At 65.6% G+C, this 23,243-nt stretch carries 17 protein-coding genes; 6 read left to right on the top strand and 11 right to left on the bottom strand.

Annotation, left to right across the window (positions count from 1 at the left end; translation table 11 throughout):
- The first annotated feature begins 1 nt into the window (after window position 1).
- From VM99_02110 to VM99_02090, 5 genes are all read left to right on the top strand, one after another.
- On the top strand, window positions 2-430 hold the full coding sequence (locus tag VM99_02110; GenBank protein ID AKJ96901.1) for a biopolymer transporter ExbD: 429 nt from the start codon (window positions 2-4) through the stop codon (window positions 428-430).
- Complete coding sequence (locus VM99_02105; protein ID AKJ96900.1) at window positions 427-1,185, top strand: energy transducer TonB; 759 nt, start codon at window positions 427-429, stop codon at window positions 1,183-1,185. The genes VM99_02110 and VM99_02105 overlap by 4 nt, the downstream gene beginning before the upstream one ends.
- Before the next feature lie 267 nt (window positions 1,186-1,452).
- Window positions 1,453-2,373, top strand: a complete 921-nt coding sequence (locus VM99_02100) for a LysR family transcriptional regulator (GenBank protein ID AKJ96899.1) — start codon at window positions 1,453-1,455, stop codon at window positions 2,371-2,373.
- 8 nt (window positions 2,374-2,381) lie between these two features.
- Window positions 2,382-4,457 carry an ATP-dependent DNA helicase RecG gene (locus tag VM99_02095; GenBank protein ID AKK01670.1) on the top strand — a complete coding sequence of 692 codons (2,076 nt, stop codon included), beginning with the start codon at window positions 2,382-2,384 and terminating at the stop codon, window positions 4,455-4,457.
- 78 nt (window positions 4,458-4,535) lie between these two features.
- A complete protein-coding gene (locus tag VM99_02090) occupies window positions 4,536-5,933 on the top strand; it encodes a histidine kinase (protein ID AKJ96898.1) in 1,398 nt (465 codons plus the stop codon).
- Window positions 5,934-6,117: 184 nt separating this feature from the next.
- Here the strand turns inward: VM99_02090 and VM99_02085 are convergent, their stop codons facing one another.
- The gene (locus VM99_02085) at window positions 6,118-6,495 is read right to left on the bottom strand and encodes a helicase (GenBank protein AKJ96897.1); all 378 of its coding nucleotides are present in this window, start codon (window positions 6,493-6,495) and stop codon (window positions 6,118-6,120) included.
- Between the two features lie 501 nt (window positions 6,496-6,996).
- Here VM99_02085 and VM99_02080 point away from each other — a divergent pair.
- Window positions 6,997-7,437, top strand: a complete 441-nt coding sequence (locus VM99_02080) for a hypothetical protein (GenBank protein AKJ96896.1) — start codon at window positions 6,997-6,999, stop codon at window positions 7,435-7,437.
- A 488-nt stretch (window positions 7,438-7,925) separates the two neighbouring features.
- On the opposite strand, the gene VM99_02075 is transcribed toward VM99_02080, so the two are convergent.
- The 10 genes from VM99_02075 to VM99_02030 form a co-directional block, all read right to left on the bottom strand.
- Window positions 7,926-8,864 carry a type VI secretion-associated lipoprotein TagQ gene (locus tag VM99_02075; GenBank protein ID AKJ96895.1) on the bottom strand — a complete coding sequence of 313 codons (939 nt, stop codon included), beginning with the start codon at window positions 8,862-8,864 and terminating at the stop codon, window positions 7,926-7,928.
- A gap of 85 nt (window positions 8,865-8,949) precedes the next feature.
- Entirely contained in the window at window positions 8,950-10,695 is a 1,746-nt protein-coding gene (locus VM99_02070) for a type VI secretion protein (protein AKJ96894.1), read from the bottom strand.
- Entirely contained in the window at window positions 10,688-11,884 is a 1,197-nt protein-coding gene (locus tag VM99_02065; protein ID AKJ96893.1) for a membrane protein, read from the bottom strand. The genes VM99_02070 and VM99_02065 overlap by 8 nt, the downstream gene beginning before the upstream one ends.
- The gene (locus VM99_02060) at window positions 11,884-12,600 is read right to left on the bottom strand and encodes an ABC transporter ATP-binding protein (protein ID AKJ96892.1); all 717 of its coding nucleotides are present in this window, start codon (window positions 12,598-12,600) and stop codon (window positions 11,884-11,886) included. Before VM99_02060 ends, VM99_02065 begins: the two co-directional genes overlap by 1 nt.
- Window positions 12,600-15,713 (bottom strand): serine/threonine protein kinase, encoded by a 3,114-nt coding sequence (locus VM99_02055; GenBank protein AKJ96891.1) that lies wholly within the window; start codon window positions 15,711-15,713, stop codon window positions 12,600-12,602. The genes VM99_02060 and VM99_02055 overlap by 1 nt, the downstream gene beginning before the upstream one ends.
- Window positions 15,710-16,441: a PppA gene (locus VM99_02050; protein AKJ96890.1), complete on the bottom strand. Its 732-nt coding sequence runs from the start codon at window positions 16,439-16,441 to the stop codon at window positions 15,710-15,712. Before VM99_02050 ends, VM99_02055 begins: the two co-directional genes overlap by 4 nt.
- On the bottom strand, window positions 16,442-17,095 hold the full coding sequence (locus tag VM99_02045; GenBank protein AKJ96889.1) for a type VI secretion system protein ImpM: 654 nt from the start codon (window positions 17,093-17,095) through the stop codon (window positions 16,442-16,444).
- Window positions 17,092-20,592 (bottom strand): type VI secretion protein IcmF, encoded by a 3,501-nt coding sequence (locus VM99_02040; GenBank protein AKJ96888.1) that lies wholly within the window; start codon window positions 20,590-20,592, stop codon window positions 17,092-17,094. The genes VM99_02045 and VM99_02040 overlap by 4 nt, the downstream gene beginning before the upstream one ends.
- Window positions 20,589-21,893, bottom strand: a complete 1,305-nt coding sequence (locus tag VM99_02035; GenBank protein ID AKJ96887.1) for a hypothetical protein — start codon at window positions 21,891-21,893, stop codon at window positions 20,589-20,591. Before VM99_02035 ends, VM99_02040 begins: the two co-directional genes overlap by 4 nt.
- 6 nt (window positions 21,894-21,899) lie before the next feature.
- Window positions 21,900-23,234, bottom strand: coding sequence for a type VI secretion protein (locus VM99_02030; protein AKJ96886.1), 1,335 nt, complete (start codon window positions 23,232-23,234; stop codon window positions 21,900-21,902).
- Between the last annotated feature and the right edge of the window lie 9 nt (window positions 23,235-23,243).

Here is a 23,243-nt window from a genome sequence, read left to right as displayed (position 1 = left end):
CATGGGCCTGCATTTGAAAGAAGGCGCAGACGACGATCTGGCCGAGAATCACGAAATCAACGTCACGCCGTTCATCGACGTGATGCTGGTCCTGCTGATCATCTTCATGGTGGCCGCTCCGCTCGCCACCGTGGACATCAAGGTCGACCTGCCGGCCTCTACGGCCAAGCCATCGCCGCGCCCGGAAAAACCGGTGTTCCTCAGCGTCAAGGCCGACCAGCGCCTGTTTCTCGGCGAAGACGAGGTCAAGACCGAGAACCTCGGCGCGACCCTCGACGCCAAGACCCAGGGCAAGAAGGACACGACGATCTTCTTCCAGGCCGATAAAGGCGTGGATTACGGCGACCTGATGAGTGTGATGGACGCCCTGCGCGGTGCCGGCTACCTGAAGGTCGGCTTGGTCGGACTCGAGACGGCGCCGAAGAAATGATCACGACGCGCCAAAAGCTGACGCGTTACAGCGGTAGCCTGGCCGTGGTGCTGGGCGTGCATGCGCTCGCCATTGCGCTGACGCTGAACTGGACGTCCCGCCCGCCCATCGAGCTGCCGCCCCAGGCGATGATGGTCGAGCTGGCGCCGGTGCCCGCGCCACCCCCGCCGGCGCCGCCGAAAGTCGTCACCCCGCCAAAACCGCCAGAGCCGGTAGAGGAACTGCCACTGCCCAAGCTTGCCGAAGCGCCGAAGGCGGAAATCGCCGTGCCCAAGCCGGTCAAGCCCAAGCCCAAGCCGCAACCGCCCAAGCCGAAACCGGTGGAAGAGAAGAAACCCGAACCGCCGAAGGAACAACCGTCGGAGCAGAAGCCGAGCGACACCCAGCCAACCCAGGCGCCGACCGAAAAATCGGCGCAACCGGCCCCTGGTCCTTCGCCGGCGCAAATGGCGGCCAAGGCCAGTTGGCAAGGCACGCTGCTGGCGCACTTGGGCAAGTACAAGAAGTACCCGCCCCGGGCCCAGCAGATGAACAAGGAAGGCACCAACCGCCTGCGCTTCGTGGTGGATGGCAACGGCAACGTGTTGTCCTTCGAACTGGTGGGCAGTGCCGGCACGGAGTCGCTGGACAGGGCCACCCTGGAAATGATCCGCCGCGCCCAGCCACTGCCCAAGCCACCGCCTGAGCTGCTGACCAACGGCACCATCGAACTGACGGCGCCGTTCGTGTACTCCATCGACAAGCGCCGGCGCTGATATTGCAAGCCTCTGTAACAGAGGCTTGTGACTTTGTGGCGAGGGGATTCATCCCCGTTGGGGCGCGAAGCGGCCCCAAATACAGCAGGCACGATCTTTCAGCCTGCCTCAAGCGTCTCATCATGGGGCTGCTTCGCACCCCAACGGGGATGAATCCCCTCGCCACACACCAACATTAGCCAGTGTCCCACCGCGCCCGCAGTCTGATAACGTGCGTCTATCGATTGCAGCCGGTATGCTTGGCTCGCAACTTCACGGACGCTCGCCATGACCCTCACAGAATTACGCTACATCGTCACCCTCGCCCAGGAGCAGCACTTCGGCCATGCGGCCGAGCGTTGCCATGTCAGCCAGCCGACGCTGTCGGTGGGCGTGAAGAAGCTCGAAGACGAGCTCGGCGTGCTGATTTTCGAGCGCAGCAAAAGCGCCGTGCGCCTGACGCCGGTGGGTGAAGGCATCGTTGCCCAGGCGCAGAAAGTGCTGGAGCAGGCCCAAGGCATCCGTGAACTGGCCCAGGCCGGCAAGAACCAGCTGACCGCCCCGCTGAAAGTCGGCGCGATCTACACCGTCGGCCCCTACCTGTTCCCGCACCTGATTCCACAACTGCACCGGGTCGCCCCGCAGATGCCGTTGTACATCGAAGAGAACTTCACCCACGTGCTGCGCGACAAACTGCGCAACGGCGAACTGGACGCGATCATCATCGCCCTGCCGTTCAACGAAGCCGACGTGCTGACCCTGCCGCTCTACGACGAACCGTTCTACGTCCTGATGCCGGCCCAGCACCCCTGGACCCAGAAGAAAACCATCGACGCCGGCCTGCTCAACGACAAGAGCCTGCTGCTGCTCGGCGAAGGCCACTGCTTCCGCGACCAGGTGCTCGAAGCCTGTCCGACGCTGACCAAGGGCGGCGAAGGCGCCAAGCACACCACGGTGGAGTCCAGCTCCCTGGAAACCATCCGGCACATGGTGGCTTCCGGCCTGGGCATCTCGATCCTGCCGCTGTCGGCGGTGGACAGCCATCACTATGCGCCGGGCGTGATCGAAGTCCGGCCGCTGTCGGCGCCTGTGCCGTTCCGCACCGTTGCCATTGCCTGGCGTGCCAGTTTCCCGCGGCCCAAGGCCATCGAGATCCTCGCTGACTCGATCCGCCTGTGTTCCGTGGCCAAGCCGCCTGCGGCCAAGTAAGCCGTGCCATGACTGAGCTGTCGAACGTACCGGTCACGGCACTCAAGGGTGTCGGTGAAGCGATGGCCGAGAAACTGGCCAAGGTCGGCCTGGAAAACCTCCAGGACGTGCTGTTTCACCTGCCGCTGCGCTACCAGGACCGCACCCGCGTAGTGCCCATCGGCCATTTGCGGCCGGGCCAGGACGCTGTGGTCGAAGGCACGGTCAGCGGCGCCGACGTGGTCATGGGCCGCCGTCGCAGCCTGGTGGTGCGCTTGCAGGACGGCACCGGCGGGCTCAGCCTGCGCTTCTACCACTTCAGCAATGCCCAGAAGGAAGGCCTCAAGCGCGGCACGCGGATTCGTTGCTACGGCGAAGCACGCCCCGGTGCTTCGGGGCTGGAGATCTACCACCCGGAATACCGCGCCATCACCGGCGACGAACCACCGCCGGTGGATGAAACCCTGACCCCGGTCTATCCGCTCACCGAAGGCCTGACGCAGCAGCGTCTGCGCCAATTGTGCATGCAGACCCTGACCCTGCTGGGGCCCACCAGCCTGCCCGACTGGCTGCCCACCGAGCTGGCGCGTGACTATCAACTGGCGCCGCTGGCCGACGCGATCCGCTACCTGCACAACCCGCCGGCCGATGCCGATGTCGACGAACTCGCCCTGGGGCACCATTGGGCCCAGCATCGCCTGGCCTTCGAAGAACTGCTGACCCATCAACTGTCCCAGCAGCGCCTGCGCGAAAGCATGCGTGCCTTGCGCGCACCGGCCATGCCCAAGGCCACCGAGCTGCCGCCCAAGTACCTGCGCAACCTGGGTTTCAGCCCTACCGGTGCGCAACAACGGGTCGGCAACGAAATTGCCTACGACCTCAGCCAGCCCGAACCCATGCTGCGGCTGATCCAGGGCGATGTCGGCGCCGGCAAGACCGTGGTGGCCGCCCTCGCCGCGCTCCAGGCGCTGGAGGCGGGCTACCAGGTGGCGTTGATGGCGCCCACGGAGATCCTCGCCGAGCAGCATTTCATCACCTTCCAGCGCTGGCTCGAACCGTTGGGCATCGAGGTCGCCTGGCTGGCCGGCAAGCTCAAGGGCAAGAACCGCGCCGCCGCCCTGGCGCAGATCGCCGAGGGCGCACCCATGGTGGTCGGCACCCACGCGCTGTTCCAGGACGAAGTGCAGTTCAAGAACCTGGCCCTGGTGATCATCGACGAACAGCACCGCTTCGGCGTGCAACAGCGCCTCGCCCTGCGGCAGAAAGGCGTTGGCGGGCGGATGTGCCCGCACCAGCTGATCATGACCGCCACGCCGATCCCGCGGACGCTGGCCATGAGCGCCTACGCCGACCTCGACACCTCGATCCTCGACGAACTACCGCCCGGGCGCACGCCGGTCAACACCGTACTGGTGACCGACACCCGGCGGGTCGAGGTGATCGAACGGGTGCGCAGTGCCTGCGCCGAGGGTCGGCAGGCCTATTGGGTGTGCACGCTGATCGAAGAATCGGAAGAGCTCACCTGCCAGGCGGCCGAAACCACTTACGAAGACCTCACCGCCGCCCTTGGTGAACTGAAGGTCGGGCTGATCCACGGCCGCATGAAACCCGCCGAGAAAGCCGCCGTCATGGCCGAATTCAAGGCCGGCGCCCTGCAACTGCTGGTGGCTACCACGGTGATCGAGGTTGGGGTCGACGTGCCTAATGCCAGCTTGATGATCATCGAGAACCCCGAGCGGCTGGGCCTCGCACAGTTGCACCAGCTGCGCGGTCGGGTTGGCCGGGGCAGCGCCGCCAGCCATTGCGTCCTGCTGTACCACCCACCGCTGTCGCAGATCGGACGCCAGCGGCTGGGCATCATGCGCGAAACCAACGACGGCTTCGTCATCGCCGAAAAAGACCTCGAATTGCGCGGCCCTGGCGAAATGCTCGGCACGCGCCAGACCGGTCTGCTTCAATTCAAGGTAGCCGACCTGATGCGCGACGCCGACCTGCTCCCCGCCGTGCGTGACGCCGCCCAGGCGTTGCTGGAACGCTGGCCCGCTCACGTCAGCCCGCTGCTGGACCGTTGGCTGCGACATGGGCAGCAATACGGCCAAGTGTGAGCACGCTCTCAGTTTCCGGACCCGCGTGCCGGACAAGCTGGTTATACTGACCAACTTGTAGGAAAACGGATACAGACCATGACAGAAGCTGCCCTAGCCCCCGAATCCCCGCACGCTCCGTCTGTTATTCGGCTGCTGCTCGAGAAATTGGGCATCGGCTATGACGAAGTCCTCGAACGGCCCGGCCTCAACCCGGCCCGCAAGGTGCAAGCGGTCCTGTTGCACGATGCCGTTGGCGCGCTCATGGTGCTGTTCCCCCAAAACCAGTTGCTGGACCTCAATCGCCTGGCCGAGCTGACCGGCCGCAAGCTCACCGCAGTGCCCACCGAGCGCCTGGAGAAAATGCTCGGCAAACACAGCCTGAGCCTGCTGCCCGGCCTGCCGGCGCTGACCAGCTCGCCCTGCCTGTACGAAGAAAGCCTGCTGCGCGAGCCCAAGCTGCTGATCAACTCAGGCGAGCCGGGGCTGCTGCTGGAAATCACCAGCGAAGCCTTCAAGACCATGCTCTCCAAGGCCAGCGCCGCGGCATTCGGCGAAGCCACGAGCAACATCACCCCCAACCTGGACCGCCCGCACGACGACCGCGCGGAAATCACCCAGGCGGTGCAAGCGTTCACCGCGCGGCGCATCCAGCAACGGCTGGAAGAGACCATCGAGATCCCGCCGCTGGCCGAAACCGCGCAAAAAATCATCAAGCTGCGGGTCGATCCTGACGCCACCATCGATGACATCACCGGCGTCGTCGAGACCGACCCGGCCCTGGCCGCACAAGTGGTGAGCTGGGCCGCGTCGCCGTACTACGCCTCGCCAGGCAAGATTCGCTCGGTGGAAGACGCCATCGTCCGGGTACTGGGCTTCGACCTGGTGATCAACCTGGCCCTGGGCCTGGCGCTGGGCAAGACCCTGAGCTTGCCCAAGGACCATCCGCAACACACCACGCCGTACTGGCAACAGTCGATCTACACCGCGGCCGTCATCGAAGGCCTGACCCGCGCCATGCCACGCGCCCAGCGCCCTGAAGGTGGGCTGACCTACCTGTCCGGCCTGTTGCACAACTTCGGCTACCTGTTGCTGGCCCACGTGTTCCCGCCGCACTTCTCATTGATTTGCCGGCACCTGGAGGTCAACCCGCACCTGTGCCACAGCTACGTGGAACAGCACCTGCTGGGGATCAGCCGCGAACAGATCGGCGCCTGGCTGATGCGCTACTGGGACATGCCCGACGAACTGGCCACCGCCCTGCGTTTCCAGCACGACCCGCACTACGACGGTGAGTACGCCGCCTACCCGAACCTGGTATGCCTGGCGGTTCGCCTGCTGCGCGCGCGCGGCATCGGCTCCGGCCCGGACGAAGAGATTCCCGATGCGCTGCTCGAGCGCGTTGGGCTGACGCGGGAAAAGGCCAACGATGTCGTCAGCAAGGTGTTGGAGGCTGAGGTGTTACTGCGGGAGTTGGCTTCGCAGTTTCATGGCTGAACACTGCGCTTGAGCCAACCTGACGAGCGCAGGGGATGAGCTTCTGTGGCGAGGGAGCTTGCTCCCGCTCGGCTGCGCAGCAGTCGTCAATCAACGTGGTGGGCACCCTTTGGCACATCACGCGCCCCATTTGGGGCGGCTGCGCCACCCAGCGGGAGCAAGCTCCCTCGCCACGGGGCTGTGGCTAGGCTTTCGGTTTCTTCGGCTTCAGATACCGGGTCAACCCCTGGAACCAGATCACCAGCGCCGGATTGCCCTTGATCTGGATCGACTTGTCCTGAATCCCCGTCATGAACGCCAATTGCTTGTTCTTGGCCTGCATCGTCGCGAAACCATAAGCCGCGTCCTTGAACGCGATGGCGAACGCCGGCGTCGGGTAAGTACCGGACTGGCTGGTGATGCGCTGGTTCTTCACGGTGAAATGCCGGGCCACCTTGCCGTCCAGAGTTTGCAACTGGAACACCAGCTCCTTATCGCCCAACTGCTGTTGAAACGCCGGGTTGGTCCGGCTGGCCTTGCCCATCAGCAAGCCCAGCATCCACAGCAGGAAACGAAATTTCATCGGCAGCGCCTCGTAAAAAAAGATGAATGCAGGCGCAGTTTAGCGATTCTTTGGCGGAACGCCATCATCGGATCGCTTTAGCAGGAGATCAGCCTTTTTTTCCGCATGATGACTACCAAGTCACGAAAATACTCGCATGTAAGAAGCCTCTGTAGGTGCTGGCGAACAATCCGAATTTTCGGTCCTTTCCCCGTCCTAGTTCTCGGACATTTCCTGCAAGACGCCGGGCTATCGATGAACTAGGCAGCCTTTCGGAGGCCCGCTAACCTTTGGCCGTCATCGCAAAAAACGGTGACACGGACGTGCAAGTCCGGTTTGGTACGCAATTGGTTATGGCTATTGACCGAGCATTTTTCTATGCTCGCGTCCCGTTATGGCGATTGTGCGTGGGAGACCTTCGGGTCTGCCGGCGGTACCGGACCGGTCTTGCACACCTACGCACAGTTGCCACCTCTTCGAATGCAAGCGAATGGTCGGCAGCCCCAACTCTGGTACATAGATATGGTCAAGCATTCTCCCAATCCGCCGAACTCGGCAAAGTCCCGCGCCGAAGCCCTCGAAACCAAAAAGGACGAAGACGCCGCCACCCGCGCCCTCGACTACTACCTCAATCCCAAACCCTCCCCGCCTGAAGCCGACAAGAACCAGCTTTTCATCGTCGCCCCTCACATCGACACCGAAACCCTGCTGGCCAACGCCTCCGAAGACCTGCTCTCTATCAGCACCCTCGCCGCCGACCTGGCCGATGACGTAGAAGACTCACGCCGCAGCGTCGCCCTGGCGATCAGCCGCATGGTGGATGGGGTTCAGTTGCTGGTTGAGCGGGCGCTGGATCGTCTGGAAGCGCAGGAGGCATCGGCGCTGGCAGGCAAGGGGCAATTGCAAGCCGGGCCGCTCCCACAAGTGGATGAAGTACAACCGGGAGAGGTAGGTCGGCTATAAGGCCGCCTTCGCGGGCAAGCCCGCTCCCACAATGGATCGGCGTACACCCGAGAGAGACAAGTCGGCCGTAAACCGCCTCGCCTCGCTTTGGCTTTGGCTTTGGCTTTTGATCTTGAGGCCCCGTTAACCACGATGGCCGAACGCAGGTGTTGCGCAGTGGGCACCTCGGCATGGATGCCGAGGTAGCCGCGCTGGGCCATGGATGGCCCTTCGCGGCGGGCCCCACGGAGCAATGCCGGAGTGAGGGAACACCTCGCCTTAGGCGAGGTGCCAAGTGGTGGGGCGAGACCTTTTGGTTACTTTTGGGGCGTTTGCCAAAAGTGACCCGCTGTAAGAGCGGAACCCTAAGTGGCCGTTACCGCAGCAATGGATATGTACCCAAAAACAAAATCCAGACCATAAAGCAGCCTTCGCGGGCAAGCCCGCTCCCACAGACTTTTCATGCGGTGATCACGCCGCAAAAGCCGTGATCACCAGCAACCACTCAATCAAACATTCGGGCAAGGCACCGGTGCCCAGTCGCCCAGGTCCGGGTTCTTGCACATGCTGTTGACCTGGCTGGTACCCGCGCTGGCAACCTGCTTGCTTTCAGCCTGCTTGGCCTTGGCATCCTGCAGGGTCTTCTCGGTGGCAACGGCTTCCTTCGGCACCGCTGGCAGCTCTTTCTTCTTCGCCGGCTGAACCTTGGCCTTGGTCTTGGTTTTGGTCGGTGCCACGACTGGCGTGGTGTCGGCGGTGGCCACGGTGACAACGTCGGTACGCTGCACGCCTACCTGCTGCAGGTCTTTCTCGTAAGCCTGGGTGTAGTTGTTCAGGTCTTCAGCCGCCTTGCCGTTGACCGCGACGATCAGGTCGTTGGACTCTTTCAGGCCGGCGACGATTTCCGCCAGGCGCTTGCGGCCTTCGGTGTCGTTGACGGTCTTGGCCTTACGGTCGGCCACCAGCTTGGTGAACGCGCTCTGGTAGCACTGTTGCGAAGCCTTGGCGTACGCGGTGCTGCGGTCGATGTCCGAAGCGCTCTTGTTGACGTCAGCGGCGTAGGAAGCGATGCGCTGGTTGTCATCGGCGATCTGCTTCTGGCGCTCGGTGTAGTAACCGGCGGCGCCACCGGCCAGGGCACCGCCCGCGGCACCGATGGCAGCATTGCGGCCACGGTCTTCCTTGTCGGCGGTCAGGGCGCCCAGCAGCGCACCGCCCACGGCACCGACGGCCGCACCGGTGACCACGGACTTGGTCATGTCACCCTCGGTGGAGCGCAGGTGCTGCACCGGCTCGTAGCAGTTCGGGTAGTACTCGACCTTGGTGCTCGACGCGACCTTGGACGTCGGCGAAGTCGCGCAACCGGTCAATACAGTGCTGAAGCCTACAGCGACCAGCAGCAAGTGACGCTTGGAAACCGAAGCAAAAGGTTTACGGGAGAAAAGCATAGTTGTGTTCTCGTTTAAGTTTTGACCAGCTCAGCGCGGCCCCATCGCCGCCTGAGTCCCTTCCAAGCTCGCTAACAACGAACGCTCAAGACCGCTGAGCGCTTGATGCGAGCAATTCCTTCAATATCGCCGCCGGGTCGGCTCGTTTTTGCTGACGATAATCCCCGACATGGCGAACGAATAACGTGGCACGCGCCACCAGGCTCTTGCCCAGTACCGGTTTGCGCTCCAGCTCTTCCTTGACGCGCTGGAATTGCGCCTGGATCACCGCGTCGGTGTAGCGCGTGCCGGTGGCCAGGTTGTCGATGTAGATCGCCACGGCGCCCTCCAGCGCACTGCGACCGTTGTCGATGGCCGTGGCGAACAATTGCGCACTGGCGTCGTCCTTGGCATCCAGGGCCGCCTGGCGACTGTTCTGCAGATTGGTCAGGCGGATGTTGTAGTTGTTGACGGTCTCGGCCACCAGGGCCGATGACTGGATCAGGTTGCCGGCCGCTTCCTCGCGTTGCTGGGCGATGAGCGAAACGTTGCGCTTGAGCTCTTCGTTGACCAGCCCCAGCTCGGCTTGCAGGCGCGGGTCGACGCTGGCGGCGATGATGCTGTCCAGGCGTTTGGTCGGGTCCTCGGCATCGTCGATGGCGTCCGTCAGGGACGCGAGGCGCCCTTCTTTCTGCCATTGGGCAAACAGTTCCTTGTAGCGCGAACGCGGCGCCGACAACGCCCCGACCGCCACCCGGAAGCCGGTGGTTTCGTTGCTCTGCTCGGTGCCGTCGGCGGCGAACAGCGGGTACTCGCGACGCATCCCGGTGAACAGCGTGCCCTCGCCTTCCAGGTAGTTGCCACCCTTGACCACGAAGCCGCCATAGGCGCCCTGACGGCGCCCGGCGTGCACCAGTTGGAAAGACTCCTGGACCATTTCGGCGGCGTTGCCCACCACGTCGAACAGGCCGATGGGGTTGGGCAGCTTGGTGCCGATCGGCATCAGCCGTGCGGCCTGGCCGGTGCCACCGGCGACCTGGTTGAACACCGCCCAGTCGGCCAGCGGCCCGTCGCTTTCGCTGCCTTCCAGGCGCCGGGGGAACAGTCGCCCTTCCAGGTCCTGGCGGCTGACCGCCTGCCCGCCACGGGCGGCGAACTCCCACTCGACTTCGGTGGGCAGGCGCACGAAGCCCAGCCCGCCGTCCTCAGCGGAAGTGCCGCGGCCGCTCACCGGCAGCAGGTCCTTGTGGTACTTCATCAGCCAGGCGCTGTACACCGCCGAGAAACGCTCAGCCTCGAACTTCGACAGTTTCACCTTGGGCAGCCGACCGGCCACGCCTTGGGGCAGGTCGGCCTGCAAGGCCTCGCAGGCCGGTGCCGGTTCGCCGCTGGCCAGCGACTGGGCCTGGGCCATGACCTGGGCGTACTGGCGCGCGGTGACTTCGTACTTGCCGATGAAGTACAGCATCGGCTTGAGCGGCGTCTTGGCGTCGGTCTTGGGCATCAATGGCGTGATGGTCTTGTTCCAGTCCTTGGGCAGGTCCTTGAGGGTGAACTGGCCGTTGATGAAATCACGCCGGTAACCGGAAATGAACGACTGCTGGTAACCGGCCTCGCCCTCGCTGAACGGGTAGCCGAGGCTGATCTCGCGGTCGTCGAGGGTGCCCTGGGCCAGGATATAGACGTAACGGAAGACCATCTGCCCTTCGCAAGGCAGCGGCAGGCTGACGTCATCCGGCAACGGCTTGGGGTTGTCCAGCTTGTCGCTGGCCTCGTCGGCACTCGCCGAATGAGGCAGGGCAACCAGGCCCGCCAGGCTCAACGCCACGGCGGCGGCTAATAACTTATACATCTCGGATTCCTTCACTGGCCTGGATGCGCGCCACACGCCAGCCACCGCATGCCGCCGCCACGGCACTGACGCCGAGCACGGCCACCAGGGCCAACAGGTAGTGGCGCAGCAGCAGATGGCTGGCGTATTCGCCCGGCAGCTGCGCAAATAGATAATTCAGCCCCGACTGCGCCAGGCCATACAGCCCGGCGCTGAGCAGGGCCGCAAGCCCGGCACTGTAAAGCGCCTGCAATACCACGAACAACAATAGCGCAGCGGTGGACACCCCCAGCAGGCGCAACACCGACAATTCCCGGCGCTTACGCTCGACCGCCGCCAGGGCCCCGGCGAAGATGGCCGCGAAGGCGCCGGCCAGGGCCAACCCGGCGATGATCCAGAAAACGATCGACAGATTGCGGCTCAGCGACTGCACCTGGGCAATGGTCTGGGCCTGGGTCGACACCAGCAAGTGCTGCGCGGCGAAATACTGGCGCAGCGGCTCGACGTCAGCGAGGCCGCGGGCGTACAGCCGGAACGCCGGGTACACCCGTTGCCCCGCCACACCCGGCACTTCGCCGGGCCAGTTGAACGCCGGCACCGCGCGACCGTCGCGATAGTCCTCGGCCGCCTCCAACAAGGCCAGCGGGGCGAACAGGCCGTCCCGGGCGAAGGCTTCCAGCGGCAGCACGTGCAGCACCTGGACCTGCGTGCGCTGCGCCTCGCTGCGACCGGCCACCTGGCGGCCGAAACTGGCCTGCAACCAATCGCCCGCCTTGGCCCCGAGTTTTTCCGCGGCAGTCTGGCTGAGCACCACCTGGTCCAGCCCCTGCGGCACCGGCAGACGCTGGAGCAAGGGGTCATCGGCTGCCGTGGGGATCATTTCCACGGTGACCGGCGAAGCGTCGCGGCTCAACTCAGCGGTTGCGGCGATCTGCCGGGTGCGCGGCAAGGCGAAGGCAACGTCGCCACGCTGGCCCAACTGCTCGATGAACTGGGCGCTGAAGCGGCCACCGCCCAGGGGGATGATCTCGCGGGTGGCCGGGTCGTTCTGCAACCGCTCGGTGAGGCTGCTGACCAGGCCGAACTTCAGCCCGAACAACACCAGCAAGGGCGCCACCACCGCCACCAGCGCCAGCACCGAGCACGCCGACAGCCACGCATCGTTGCGGTAATCCTGCCAGGCCAGGGAAGCCACCAGCGTGCTGCGCATCAGCAAGCCTCCCCAAGCGTGGCGGTGACGCCGCCGTCGGCATCGCGACGACAACTGATGCGGCGCACCTGCAAGCCGCTGGCACGGGCCAGCGCCTCGTCATGGGTGGCGACGACGCAGCAGACACCGTACTCGCGGGCCTGGGCCACCAGCAGTTGCATCACGCGCTCGGCGTTCAAAGGGTCGAGGGCGGCGGTCGGTTCATCGGCCAGCAACAGCCGAGGACCGTGGGCCAGGGCCCGAGCACAACTGACGCGCTGGCGCTGGCCGACGGACAAGTCCGCCGGTTTCTTGTCCAGTTGGTCGGCGATGTCCAACTGCCCGGCCAGGCGCGTCACGCTGCCGTCGTCCTTCAAGCCGAGCAGCTTGCGCGACAGCTCGATGTTGCCGCGCACGTCCAGAAAACCCAGCAGGCCACCGGTTTGCAGCACGTAACCGAGGTGCTGGCTGCGCAACTGCGCCAAGGCGCCCTGCCCGGAGCCGCGCCACAACCGGGCGATGTCCAGTGGCGTGTTGGCGGGCGTGAAGTCGAACCGCCCGGCCTGGTCAGGCGCCGACACCAGGGCCAGCAGGTCGAGCAGCGTGCTCTTGCCGCACCCACTGGGGCCAACCACCGCCAGTTGCTCACCGGCACGCAATTGCAGCCGTGGGATCACCAGGCTGTAGCGCTGGCTGCCAGCGCCTCGGCTCTTGTGCACCGCGGTCATGTCGAGCATCACGGCAGCGTCGACAACGGAACGCGGTACAAGGCATCACCCGGCTCGGCATCGCCGAAGCGCACCCAGTTCGCCAGGTCGTTGTGGAAGGTTTCGTAGAGACGGATTTTCGAATCCAGCTCGTCGATGAAGTCTTCCTGCTCGGCCACGCTCAAGGACAACCACAAGTCCTGGGTCATGTTCAGCGACTTGCTGCGGTACGGCAGTCCTTCCAGGTATTCGCCGAGGATCCCGCCGTCGGCGAGGTTGCCGCCCTTGCGCAAGGCCGACGGGTCGCGACTCATGTAGGCACTGGCGCTGGCGATTTCCTGGAAGAAGTCCTTCGGCGAGCTCTGGGTCTTGCGGGCCGCGTCAACGATCAGCTTCAGCGATTGCTGCAGGTCGTTGAGTTGCAGCTTGGTCAGCATCACGCACACCTGGAACGCCGGCAGCGCCGGGTTGGTCAGGTCGCGATCGGCGGTCCAGGCGCTGACCAGTTGCGGCGCCTGGCTGGCGCTCTTGCGCCCCAGGAAATCCATGTGCATCGCGTAACCGACCGCCGCCGACTTGTCGGCCAGGCTCGGCGCGGCGCTCAACTGCGGCACGCTCTGTTCCTTGTTGCTGCGCACTTGATGCACCAGGTCGGCGAACACCGTGCCGATCTCGTCGACGCGCTCGCCGAACTTGCGCACATCGGCGCCCGGCACCGGAATGTACAAGTCGCCGATCTGCGGGTTGGCGTCGGCGGTCAGGGTACGGTACTGACTCTGGGCACCGGCGTGGGTCTTCTTGCCGGCGTCGCTGAGCAGGTGCAAGGCGTAGATCTTGATCTGCTTGCCCAGCGCCGCCTGGCGCACCTCGGCTTCGTTCATCTGCGTCGCGGCGAAGGGATCGTTCTTGCGCAGGGCGCCGGCGTCGGTGACGAGCAGGATCAGGCGCCCGCCATAGCCGGACCAGTCCATGCCCTCCACCGCTTCCATGACCCCGGCAAACGCGTCTTCGTTGAACGAATGGCTCGACACCGTGGACGCCTTGACCTGGCGCGCCAGGTCCATGAAGCGCTGCGGGTCGCGGCCCTGGTCCAGGGTGATCAGGGTCTTGGCCACGTACTCCAGGCCTGGGGTTTTCTTGACGCTGCTGCGAAAACCCACCATGCCGAAACTGACACTGTCCAGCTCGCCACGCTCGGCGATCCGGGCCTGTAACTGATGCACCACGTCGCGCACCTGGTCGATGTACGGCTGCATGGACACCGTGGTGTCCACCACCAGCACCACGGCGGTGCGGAACGCGTCGGCGTTGGCATTGAGGATCGGCGTGTTGCCGGACGCCGCCTTGGCCGTATTGCCCGGGTCGATGGACGCCACGTTCAGCAACTGCACCGGCTGGCCGTTCTCGTCGAGGCTCTCGCGGGAGTCGAAGATCGGCAGCAGGTAGAACTGTTTCTCCGGCACGGCGCTGGCGGCCGGCTCCAGGGCCAGCACCTGCTGGTTGTCGGACGGGCTCTGCTGGGCCTTGAGCAGCACATTCCTGGCGGCAGAGGGGTTTGCCAGCAGTTTCTCCACTTCGCCAGGCTGGCGCAGGAACATCACCGGCGCGCGGCCGGAACGTTCGGTGAACTTGAGCACCAGGCTCTGCTTCCAGTCGCTGACCTGGGCGGCCGGCAACCAACCGTCGCTGCGACCATCGGTGGCGGCGCCCACACGCACCCACGGGCTACCGTCGACATCCTTGCGCTGATAGACGTACAGCACCGAGAACGCCGGCAGGTCCTTGCCGGGCGCGGCACCCGGCGCATCGGCCAGCTTTGCCCCCGGCTTGGTCAGCACCCGCTGGAACAGGGTTTTCTTGCCGGCCATCAACAGCGGACGCTGGCCACCGTCGGCCTCGGTGGCCACGGGTGGGCTTACCGGCGGCTTGGCCGCTGGGGTTTCGGGCGTCTTCACCGGGGGTGTTTGCGGCACCTTCACCGGGGGCTTGCTCGACGAAGGCGTGGAGGCCACCGGGGGCTTCGCCGCTTTGCCGTCATCACCGGACAACCACCAATAACCCGCGCCGCCCAGCGCCAGCGCCACGGCCACCGCGACGGCGGCCAGGGCGAACACCGGGGTCTTGCGGGCCGGTGCCACGGGCGGGCGCGGCGGCGGGCTCACCGGCGGTGGCGGCGGTGTTGGCTGGGGACGGGACGGCGGCTGCGCGGGGCCGCTCGGGATGTCGATGGACACCGGCGTCAATCCCGCCAGGTCCTCGCCCACGGGCTTGGTCGTCACCGGCAGCGGCAACGGCAACGGCAACGGCAACGGCCGGATCAGCGTCGCCTCATTCGAATCCGCGGGCAGGTTGTCCAGCGCCCGTAGCAGGGCCGCTGCATCCGGGAAACGCTCCGCCGGATCCTTCGCCAACAGCTTGCGCAGCACGTCCTGGTAACGGCCGTGGTGCACCGGCAACTCCGGCAACGGCTCGGTCAGGTGGGCCAGGGCCGTGGACAGCGCGTCATTGCCGGTATACGGCAGCTTGCCGACGAGGATTTCATAGAGCACCACGCCCAGGGCATACAGGTCGGCGCGGCCGTCGATGTCCTGCCCGCGGGCCTGTTCCGGGCTCATGTAGCTCGGCGTGCCGACGGCGAAACCGGCCTGGGTGAACTGGGTGCGGTCGTCCAGGGACTTGGCGATGCCGAAGTCCGAAAGCACCGCCGTGCCGTCGGCGCGGAACAGGATGTTCGCCGGCTTGACGTCGCGGTGCACCAGGCCCAGGCCATGGGCGTAGCCCAGGGCCGAGGCGATCTGGCGGATGTAGATCAGGCCCTGCTCCGGCGTCAGGCCCGCGGCGATGCGTTCCTTGAGCGTGCCGTTGGGCAGGTATTCCATCGCCATGTAGTACAGCTCACCGACATTGCCGATGTCATGGATGGTGACGGTGTGCGGGTGCGACAGCCGTGCCAGGGTCTTGCCTTCGCGCAGGAAACGCTCGCAGAACGTCGGGTCGGCGGCCAGCGCGGCGGCCATGACCTTCAGCGCGACCTTGCGCTCCAGCGAGCGCTGGGTCGCCAGGTAGACACTGGCCATCGCGCCTTCGCCGATCTCGCCTTCGATGTCGTAGCCGGGGATCTGGATGTTCAGGGCAGGGTTCATGACGGCACCTTCACGACCACCACGGTGATGTTGTCCGGCGCACCGCGCCTAAGGCCCAGGGACACCAGGCTGCTGGCGATTTCGCCGGGGTCGTCATGGCTCAGCACTTCGCGGATCTCTTCGTCTTCGACGGTCTTGGTCAGCCCGTCGCTGCACAGCAGGTAGCTGTCGCCCGGCACCAGCAGCAGTTCGACCATCGCCAGGTTCAACTGCGCCTCGACGCCGATGGCCCGGGTGACAATGTTGGCCCGTGGATGCACCCGGGCCTCGGCTTCGCTGAGCAGGCCGCTGTCCTGCAGGTCCTGGACGTAGCTGTGGTCCCGCGAGACGCCCTCCAGCACGCCGTCGCGCAGGCGGTACAGGCGACTGTCGCCGGCCCACAGGCACATGCCGCGCAGGTCGCGCGTCGCCAGCACCACCACGGTGCTGCCCATCATGGTCACGCCACGGTTGGCGGTTTCTTCACGCACGGCCGCGTTGACCCGCAACAGGTCGCTCTGCAATGCCGCGACGTACTCTTCCAGCGAACGGCCCACGGCAATGCCACGCAGGCTGTCGACGATCAGGCTGCTGACGTAGTCGCCCGCCGCGTGCCCGCCCATGCCATCGGCGACCACCCACAAGCCGTGCTCCGGCAGATCCAGGCAGGCGTCTTCGTTGACCTGGCGGACCATGCCGACATGGCTCTTGCTTGCAGACTTGAAAGCTTTTCCGGCACTTGGACGCATCTACACAACACCTTCTTGGCCAAGCAAAAATTGCGCAAAATCAGCGGCGGCCGGCAGCCCCTGGCAACGCATCAGGCCAGGCGCGATGCGCTCGGAACCCTGACCCCACCACAGGCTCGCGCCTTCGCAGGCCGACTCGGCCAGGGCGCTCATGCGCCGCTGCGGGTCGGTGGCATCGAAGCGATGCAGGCTGGCGAACCGGCCGCCCGGGGTGCGCGGCAGGTACATCGGGCTGCCGAGGCTGTCCAGCTCGGCGCCGAACGCTTCGAAACTGGCCTCCACGTTCAACGTGCTCAGCAACAGGTTTTCCACCCGTTCAAACCAGTCGTCCGCACCGCCGACCACGGACGCAGGGTCGGCGTCGGGCTCCAGCAACACCGCCACCGTCAGCGGAAAATACCGTCCGACCCGGTCGATGCTCGGCATCACCACCCCGGCTGCGGCGTCCGGCCCACACACCCCGGGCGCCACCAGGAACCGCCACAGCGGGCTGACCAGATAAGCATCCAGCCAGCGCTCGCCGAGGCTGCTCTGGCTGGCGAGCAGGCCCGCCGCCAGCCACGAATCCCACGGGCCGATGAAGCTCTGGGGCAAACCACGGCTGACGAAATCTCCACGGCTGGCCAACTTTCCATAGAAGCCCGGCGTACTCATAGCCGCTCCGGCAGGCTGAAGCCACTGAGCACCCGGCTCTTGAACGGGTTGAAGGCGCTGTTGGCCCGCAGCTCGTAGGAAGCACTGGCGTTATCGACCCGCAGCCGCAGGTTGAAGCGATCCGGCGAGTTGCCGGCGGTCAGGTCCGATTGCTCCAGAAGCCGGAACCAGGCCCACGGCCCGTCCAGGGTGATGCCGGAGCGGCCGCTGGAGGACGGCGGCATGATCGAGATCCGCACCACGCCGATGCTGCCCGGGTTCGGCCATTGCATGGCGGTCGGGCGGCTCGGGCCGTGGTCGTAGCTCAACTGCTGGCCATCGAGGTCGAGCAAGAATTGGGTGATGGTCGAATCCATCGCCACCGGCTTGAGCTCGAAGCGCACCATCGGCTGGGTCCCGCCGGAACGGAAGAACGCATCGCGAATGGCCGCCGCGCGCTGGAAGGTCTGCAGCACGCCCGGGGCGATGCCGAGTTTCTGCGCCGCGCCCGGCTGCCAGCGCCAGGTCGGGGTGGAAGTGTCCACGTAGGGTTGCAGGTACTTGCGGAAATAGTTGTCCATCACCCCGCCGACGCCGAAGAACTGGCCGAAGTCGTCGAGGGTCGCGTCCCGCGCACTGCCCGGCGACATCGGGTACCGCCCGGCCAGGGACTGGCGATAGATGTTGACCACTTCGCTGGTCCAGGCAGCGTTCAGTTGGTTGCGCACCCCGCCCATCATGCTGTTGGTGGTGGAATTGACCACCGACTTGACCAACCCCTGCACCAGTGGTGGCTGGCGTTCGGCATTGAGACTGACCCGAGTAGCGGCCGCCTGGGCCTGGTTCTTGGCTTCGCCGAGCAAGGCGTCGCCGCTGGCGCCCACCATGGCGCTGACCTGCACGTACAGGGCGTTCATGTCGGCCAGCAGGCCATCGATGGCCGCCGGTTCGCCTTCTTTCTTGCTGACGATGCTGTTGAGCTCGGCAAAGTGCGCCGTGATCGGATCGTCATTGGCCTGGGGCGCGTCCTGCGGTGCCTGCTCCTGGCCGAGCAAACTGCCCAGGCGCTCCTTGAGCTTGTCCACCCCACCCTCCGCCGGCGCGCCCTGGGCGGCCAGCAGGCGCTCATCCTGTTGCAGGTCGGTTTCCTTCGCCACCGCCACCAACAGCTTTTTCAACGGCGAGGTCGGCCCGGAAATCACCCGCAGCACATCGGCGGCCTGGGCCACGCTGGTGATCGGCACGAAGTCGATATCGGCCAACAGGGCGTCCCATTGGCGCTGGTAGTCTTGGAAGTACAGGCGCCGCACGTCCGCCGCCAGGCTGGCGACGTTCTGCTGGTCGGCCTGCTCAAAGCCCAGGACCCACTGTTCCTCAGCCAGAGTCCCGGCCTGGCTGAGGCCGGTGAGCAGAAAGCCCTGGCGGTAGCCCTTGACGGTGAAGAACCCGCTCAGCGGCTCGCCCAACGGCTTGCCGCTCTTGCGGCTGAACACCAGCGCAGCATCACGTCCGGCGGCTTCATTGATGCGGAAATCCGGGATGCCGTCGGGCAGTTTCTGCCGCTTGATCCGGTCATACACCCGTTGCGCCACGGGCAGTTGCTGCAACTGGCGACGCAGGTCTTCGATCAGGCGCGGGTCCAGGCGCGCCGTCGGCGGACGTCGCTCGAACAGCGCCTGCAAGTGCTCGTTCAAGGCCGCACGCTGTTCGGCCGGCAGGTCGCGCGGCAGGGTGCGGTCCCAATCCAGGGCGATCCAGGCCTTGATGAAGTCGGCATCGTAATGTTCGGTGTCGGCGAGCATCAGGTAGGCCTTCAGGCCTTCGTAGAGGAAATCCGAATTGCCGCCGCTGTGCAGTTGCTCTTCGATCCGGGTCAGCAGGCGCGGCCCGAACACCGCGATCAGCAGCTTGCGGTACACGCTGCCGGACTCGGCTTCGAGCATGTCGCCCTGGTACAGCCCCAGGCCCTCGGCCCCGTCGGGAGCATCGTCGGCCAGGTGCTTGACCGCGTTGAGCAGCGGCAACACCGCCAGCACATCACGCTGGGCCGGGCTGAGGTTCTGCACGGTCTGGCCCAGCGGCGCGACCTTCTGGTCGACCTGGGCAATGTACGCCTGGTTGGCGCGGTAGCTGACCCACCACAAAGTCCCGACCACCAGCACCAGGACCACGGTGGAGGCCAGCACGCCTCGGGCGATCCACTTGCGCCGCCGTTCGACCTTGGGATCGACGCCCACCAGCCCACGCTCGGCGAAGGCCACGGCAGTGAACAGTTTTTCGATGAAATAGCTGCGCCCGGTACCGGTCTGGCGCGCCAGGTGCTGGCGGTCCAGGTTCATGCTCTGGGCCATGGAGCCGATCAGTCGGTCGATCGGGCTGCCTTCCTGGGTGCCGCTGGTGAAATACACGCCACGCAGCAACACCCGCTCTTCGAAAGCGTTGGGCTTGAACACGCCCTCCAGGAAGCTTTGCAGGCAATCCTTCAAGGCGCCGAACTGCTGCGGGAAACCGTAGATCAAGTCGCGCCGCGCCGGGTCGCGTTCTTGCTGCAGGCGTTCTACCAGGCGGTCGTTGAGACGCTGCTCGAGGCCGGCGAATTCGCTTTGCAGGTGCGCCAGCGGGCTGTCGTTGCCCTTGCCATCGTCCAGGGCGAAGGTCATGCCCCAGACCTGGGCGCGCTCTTCCTTGCTCAGGGTATCGAAATACTCCATGAACCCCGGCACCAGGTCGAGCTTGGTCAGCATCAGGTAGATCGGGAACCGCACGCCCAGTTGGGTGTACAGCTCCTGGATACGCAGGCGGATCGCCGCGGCATGGGCGGCGCGCTCGGCCTCGCTGCCCAGCAGCAGGTCGGAGAGGCTGATGGCGATGAACGCGCCGTCGATCGGGCGACGGGCGCGCTGCTTCTTCAACAGGCCGAGGAAGCCCAGCCACGCGGCCTTGTCCACGGTCGCGTCGCTGTCCTGGGTGGTGTAGCGGCCGGCGGTATCGAGCAGCACGGCCTGGTCGGTGAACCACCAGTCGCAGTTGCGCGTGCCGCCCACGCCACGTACCGCACCGGCGCCCAGTTGCGCGGCCAGCGGGAAATGCAGTCCGGAGTTGACCAGCGCCGTGGTCTTGCCCGAACCCGGTGGGCCGATGATCACGTACCACGGCAGCTCGTAGAGGTTGCGGCGTTCGTCACCGCCCAACTTGGCTTTCTTGAGCAGCGCCAGGGCTTCGTCCATGCGTTGGCGCAGGGTCTCGAGTTCTTCGGCGGTGGCGATGCTGGTGGGGTCGGGCGGGGTTTGCTCGGCCAAGCTGCGCATGACTTCGGCGGCCTGCCGGCGGGCCTGAATAATGCGAAAAACCCGGTAGGCGATCCACACCGCGAACACCAGGATGATCAGCGCCCAGCGCCGGCCTTCGGGCACCAGCCAATCCAGCAGTGGGCCAACGAACCAGATGATCAGGCTCAGGGCGATCAGCCCCAGCAACGGGATGACCCAGCGGATCATAAAACTGAAAAACGCCTTCACTCGACCCCCTCCGCCAATACGGTGATTTCAACCCGACGATTGCGCGCACGGCCCTCTGCCGTGGCGTTGGAAGCCAGCGGCTCGGTGTCGCTGCGGCCTTCGGCGCTGAAGCGCTCGGGCTGGCCAGTCTTGGCCGAAAGAATGTCCAGCACCGAGCGCGCCCGTGCTTCGGACAGCGCCCAGTTGGACGGGAACCGCAATGTGGCAATCGGACGGTTGTCGCTGTGGCCGGTCACCAGGACCTGGCCCTTGACCTTGCGCACGGCATCGGCGATGCGCAGCATCAACGGTTGGAAATCGTCCTTGATGCTGGCGCTGCCCGAGGCGAACAGCTCATCGCCCCGGATGGTCACCACCGAACGGTCGACGGCGTCTTCCACGGCAATCCGTCCGGCCTTGATCTCATCGGCCAGGAAACCGGCCAGGCGTGGTCGCTCGATCAGTTTCGGCTGCACCACGGGACGGTCGATGGTTTGCACCGGGATTTCGCCCAGAAAGTGAATGTTCTTGAACACCGGCTCGGCGTCGGAGGCCAGCTTCATGCGCAGGCCGAACAACAGCGCCAGCAGCAGCGCCGCGCCAATGGCCACGGCGATCCACGGCGGCATGAACTGCGCCAGTCGATCACGGGCCACGGTGACACCGCGCCAATGAGGCGACAGCTCACGCTCGTATTCGCCACGGGCGCTGCGGATCACCGCGCTGGTGCGCTCGCGCAACGCTTCCAGTTGGCTGCGACCGTCGTTCATCACCCGGTAGCGACCCTCGAACCCGAGGCACATGCACAGGTACAAAAGCTCCAGCAGGTACAGGCGTTCCCGCGGGCTTTGCAGGCAATGCTCCAGCAGCTGGAACACCTTCTCGCCGCCCCAGGCTTCGTTGTGCACAGTGATCAACAGGCTTTGCTTGCCCCAGTCACTGGTACCACCCCACGGCGTGCTCAATACCGCCTCATCCAGCGCGGTGCACAAGGCGTAGCGCGCCAGCAGCACGTCGTTGCGCACCACGCCGGCGGCCTCGGCACGCTCTTCGAACTGACGCAGGTAGGCCAGCAGTTGCGCGCGCAAGCTGGCCGGGGCCGGGTGGGCGATGGTGTTGCGCAGGCGCGTCAACAAGGCCAGCAGCGGGCCAGCGGCGCTTTCCAGCGGGTTGAGTCCCTGGGCCTTGCCGGTCAGCACCGGCGCGGCCGGCATCGACAGGGGCGCGGGGGCCGGTTGCGGGCGTCCCGGGTCCTGGCGGAAGGGGTCCGCGCCACGGCCACCGGGCGTCGGCATGAACTGGGTACGATCGTCGTTGCTCATCGCGGTTTATCCTCGGATCGCCCAGAAAGCCAGGTTCAAGCCCGGGAACTGACCGGCGATGTGGAACGCAAAGCCGCCGGAGTTGCTCAGTTGCTGCCAGTGGTCGCTGCCGCGGTCGAGCTCGTAGTAGGTGGAACCGGCGTGATACGGCAATTGCCGTGGCGCCACCGGCAACGGCAGCAGGCCGATGCCCGGCAGTTGCAGGTTGACCAGGTCGCGGATGTGTTCCACCGAACCGACCTTGCTCTGCTGGCCGAAACGGCCGCGCAGGGTTTCGGCGGGGACATCGGCGCGCACCACCAGGATGAAGCTGGCGCTGTCGAGCAGGGTCTTGTCGGCCAGCATCGCCACGTGGATGCCGTAGGCTTTCTCGACAATCGGAATCGGCGTCGCCTTGCTGTCGATCAGCATCGACAAGGCTTCGCGCAGCGCTTGCATCACCGGGGCGAAACTCAACGCCAGGTCATCGTGCTGGTACTGCGGGTATTCCTGCGGTCGGCGCCCGGAAGCGGTGAAGGTCGAGAACTCCCCGGCCAGGGCCACCAGTTCGCTGTAGAACCGCTCGGGGTGCAACGGGCTCAACTGGCTCAGGTGCTGGATCAGCGGCTGGGCACGGTTGACCAGTTGCAACAGCATGAAGTCGGCGATCTCCGAGGCGCCACCGGCGCCGGACGCCACCACTCGCCCGGCCAGGGCTTCGCCACGCTGGTGCAGCAAGCCCAGCAACTCACTGCGAAACGCCGCCAGGGGCTTGGAAGCGATGACATCCAACAGCGGCGGGATGTACGTGTCGTCGAGCACCAGCGCCCGGTCGGCGCGTTTTTCCTTGATGCGCACCACGCCGATGGCCGCGTAGTCGCCGATGCCATCCTCGGCGGTCAGCAAGCGCAGCGCGCGGGCACCCAAGGCCACCGGGGCACGGTTTTCGAAGGGTGCGTTGTCGTCGCGCACTTCACTGACCTGGCTGATGTAGCGCGCGGCGCCCAGGGCCTCGCCTTCATCGACGGTGTCGCGGGCACCGGCACGCTTGAGCGGCAAGGCCAGGTACACCAGGCCATCGCGCAGGTTGTCGTCGATGTTCAGCGGGGTCGGCGCCAGGTCATCGTGGGGGATGTTGAAAGGCGTGCCGTCCGGCAACAGGCCCCGTGCCGAGATGATCGCCAGCTTGCCCTGGGCCAGCAGGCCCTGGTCGATCAGCAATTCGGAAAACCCCCAGGCGCCGGCCGACAACGGTCGGCTGCGCGCGTCGATAAGGTTTTCCAGGTAACGGTCGTGCTGTTGGAAGTGCTGCGTTCCAATGAACATGCCTTCCGACCAGACCACGCGATTGTTCCAGGACATGGGGGCTCC

The sequence above is a fragment of the Pseudomonas chlororaphis genome (assembly GCA_001023535.1).
GTDB lineage: Bacteria > Pseudomonadota > Gammaproteobacteria > Pseudomonadales > Pseudomonadaceae > Aquipseudomonas > Aquipseudomonas chlororaphis_E.
Note: the sequence above shows the minus strand (reverse complement) of the source record. Positions and strands in the feature narration are given on the sequence as shown.

Bases quoted from the DNA above. Each gene is read 5' to 3' on its own strand.
- VM99_02030 (AKJ96886.1), bottom strand. From the start codon at position 23,234: ATGTCCTGGAACAATCGCGTGGTCTGGTCGGAAGGCATGTTCATTGGA.
- VM99_02045 (AKJ96889.1), bottom strand. From the start codon at position 17,095: ATGAGTACGCCGGGCTTCTATGGAAAGTTGGCCAGCCGTGGAGATTTC.
- VM99_02055 (AKJ96891.1), bottom strand. From the start codon at position 15,713: ATGAACCCTGCCCTGAACATCCAGATCCCCGGCTACGACATCGAAGGC.
- VM99_02050 (AKJ96890.1), bottom strand. From the start codon at position 16,441: ATGCGTCCAAGTGCCGGAAAAGCTTTCAAGTCTGCAAGCAAGAGCCAT.
- VM99_02070 (AKJ96894.1), bottom strand. From the start codon at position 10,695: ATGTATAAGTTATTAGCCGCCGCCGTGGCGTTGAGCCTGGCGGGCCTG.
- VM99_02060 (AKJ96892.1), bottom strand. From the start codon at position 12,600: ATGCTCGACATGACCGCGGTGCACAAGAGCCGAGGCGCTGGCAGCCAG.
- VM99_02080 (AKJ96896.1), top strand. From the start codon at position 6,997: ATGGTCAAGCATTCTCCCAATCCGCCGAACTCGGCAAAGTCCCGCGCC.
- VM99_02095 (AKK01670.1), top strand. From the start codon at position 2,382: ATGACTGAGCTGTCGAACGTACCGGTCACGGCACTCAAGGGTGTCGGT.
- VM99_02100 (AKJ96899.1), top strand. From the start codon at position 1,453: ATGACCCTCACAGAATTACGCTACATCGTCACCCTCGCCCAGGAGCAG.
- VM99_02105 (AKJ96900.1), top strand. From the start codon at position 427: ATGATCACGACGCGCCAAAAGCTGACGCGTTACAGCGGTAGCCTGGCC.
- VM99_02090 (AKJ96898.1), top strand. From the start codon at position 4,536: ATGACAGAAGCTGCCCTAGCCCCCGAATCCCCGCACGCTCCGTCTGTT.
- VM99_02110 (AKJ96901.1), top strand. From the start codon at position 2: ATGGGCCTGCATTTGAAAGAAGGCGCAGACGACGATCTGGCCGAGAAT.
- VM99_02065 (AKJ96893.1), bottom strand. From the start codon at position 11,884: ATGCGCAGCACGCTGGTGGCTTCCCTGGCCTGGCAGGATTACCGCAAC.
- VM99_02035 (AKJ96887.1), bottom strand. From the start codon at position 21,893: ATGAGCAACGACGATCGTACCCAGTTCATGCCGACGCCCGGTGGCCGT.
- VM99_02075 (AKJ96895.1), bottom strand. From the start codon at position 8,864: ATGCTTTTCTCCCGTAAACCTTTTGCTTCGGTTTCCAAGCGTCACTTG.
- VM99_02085 (AKJ96897.1), bottom strand. From the start codon at position 6,495: ATGAAATTTCGTTTCCTGCTGTGGATGCTGGGCTTGCTGATGGGCAAG.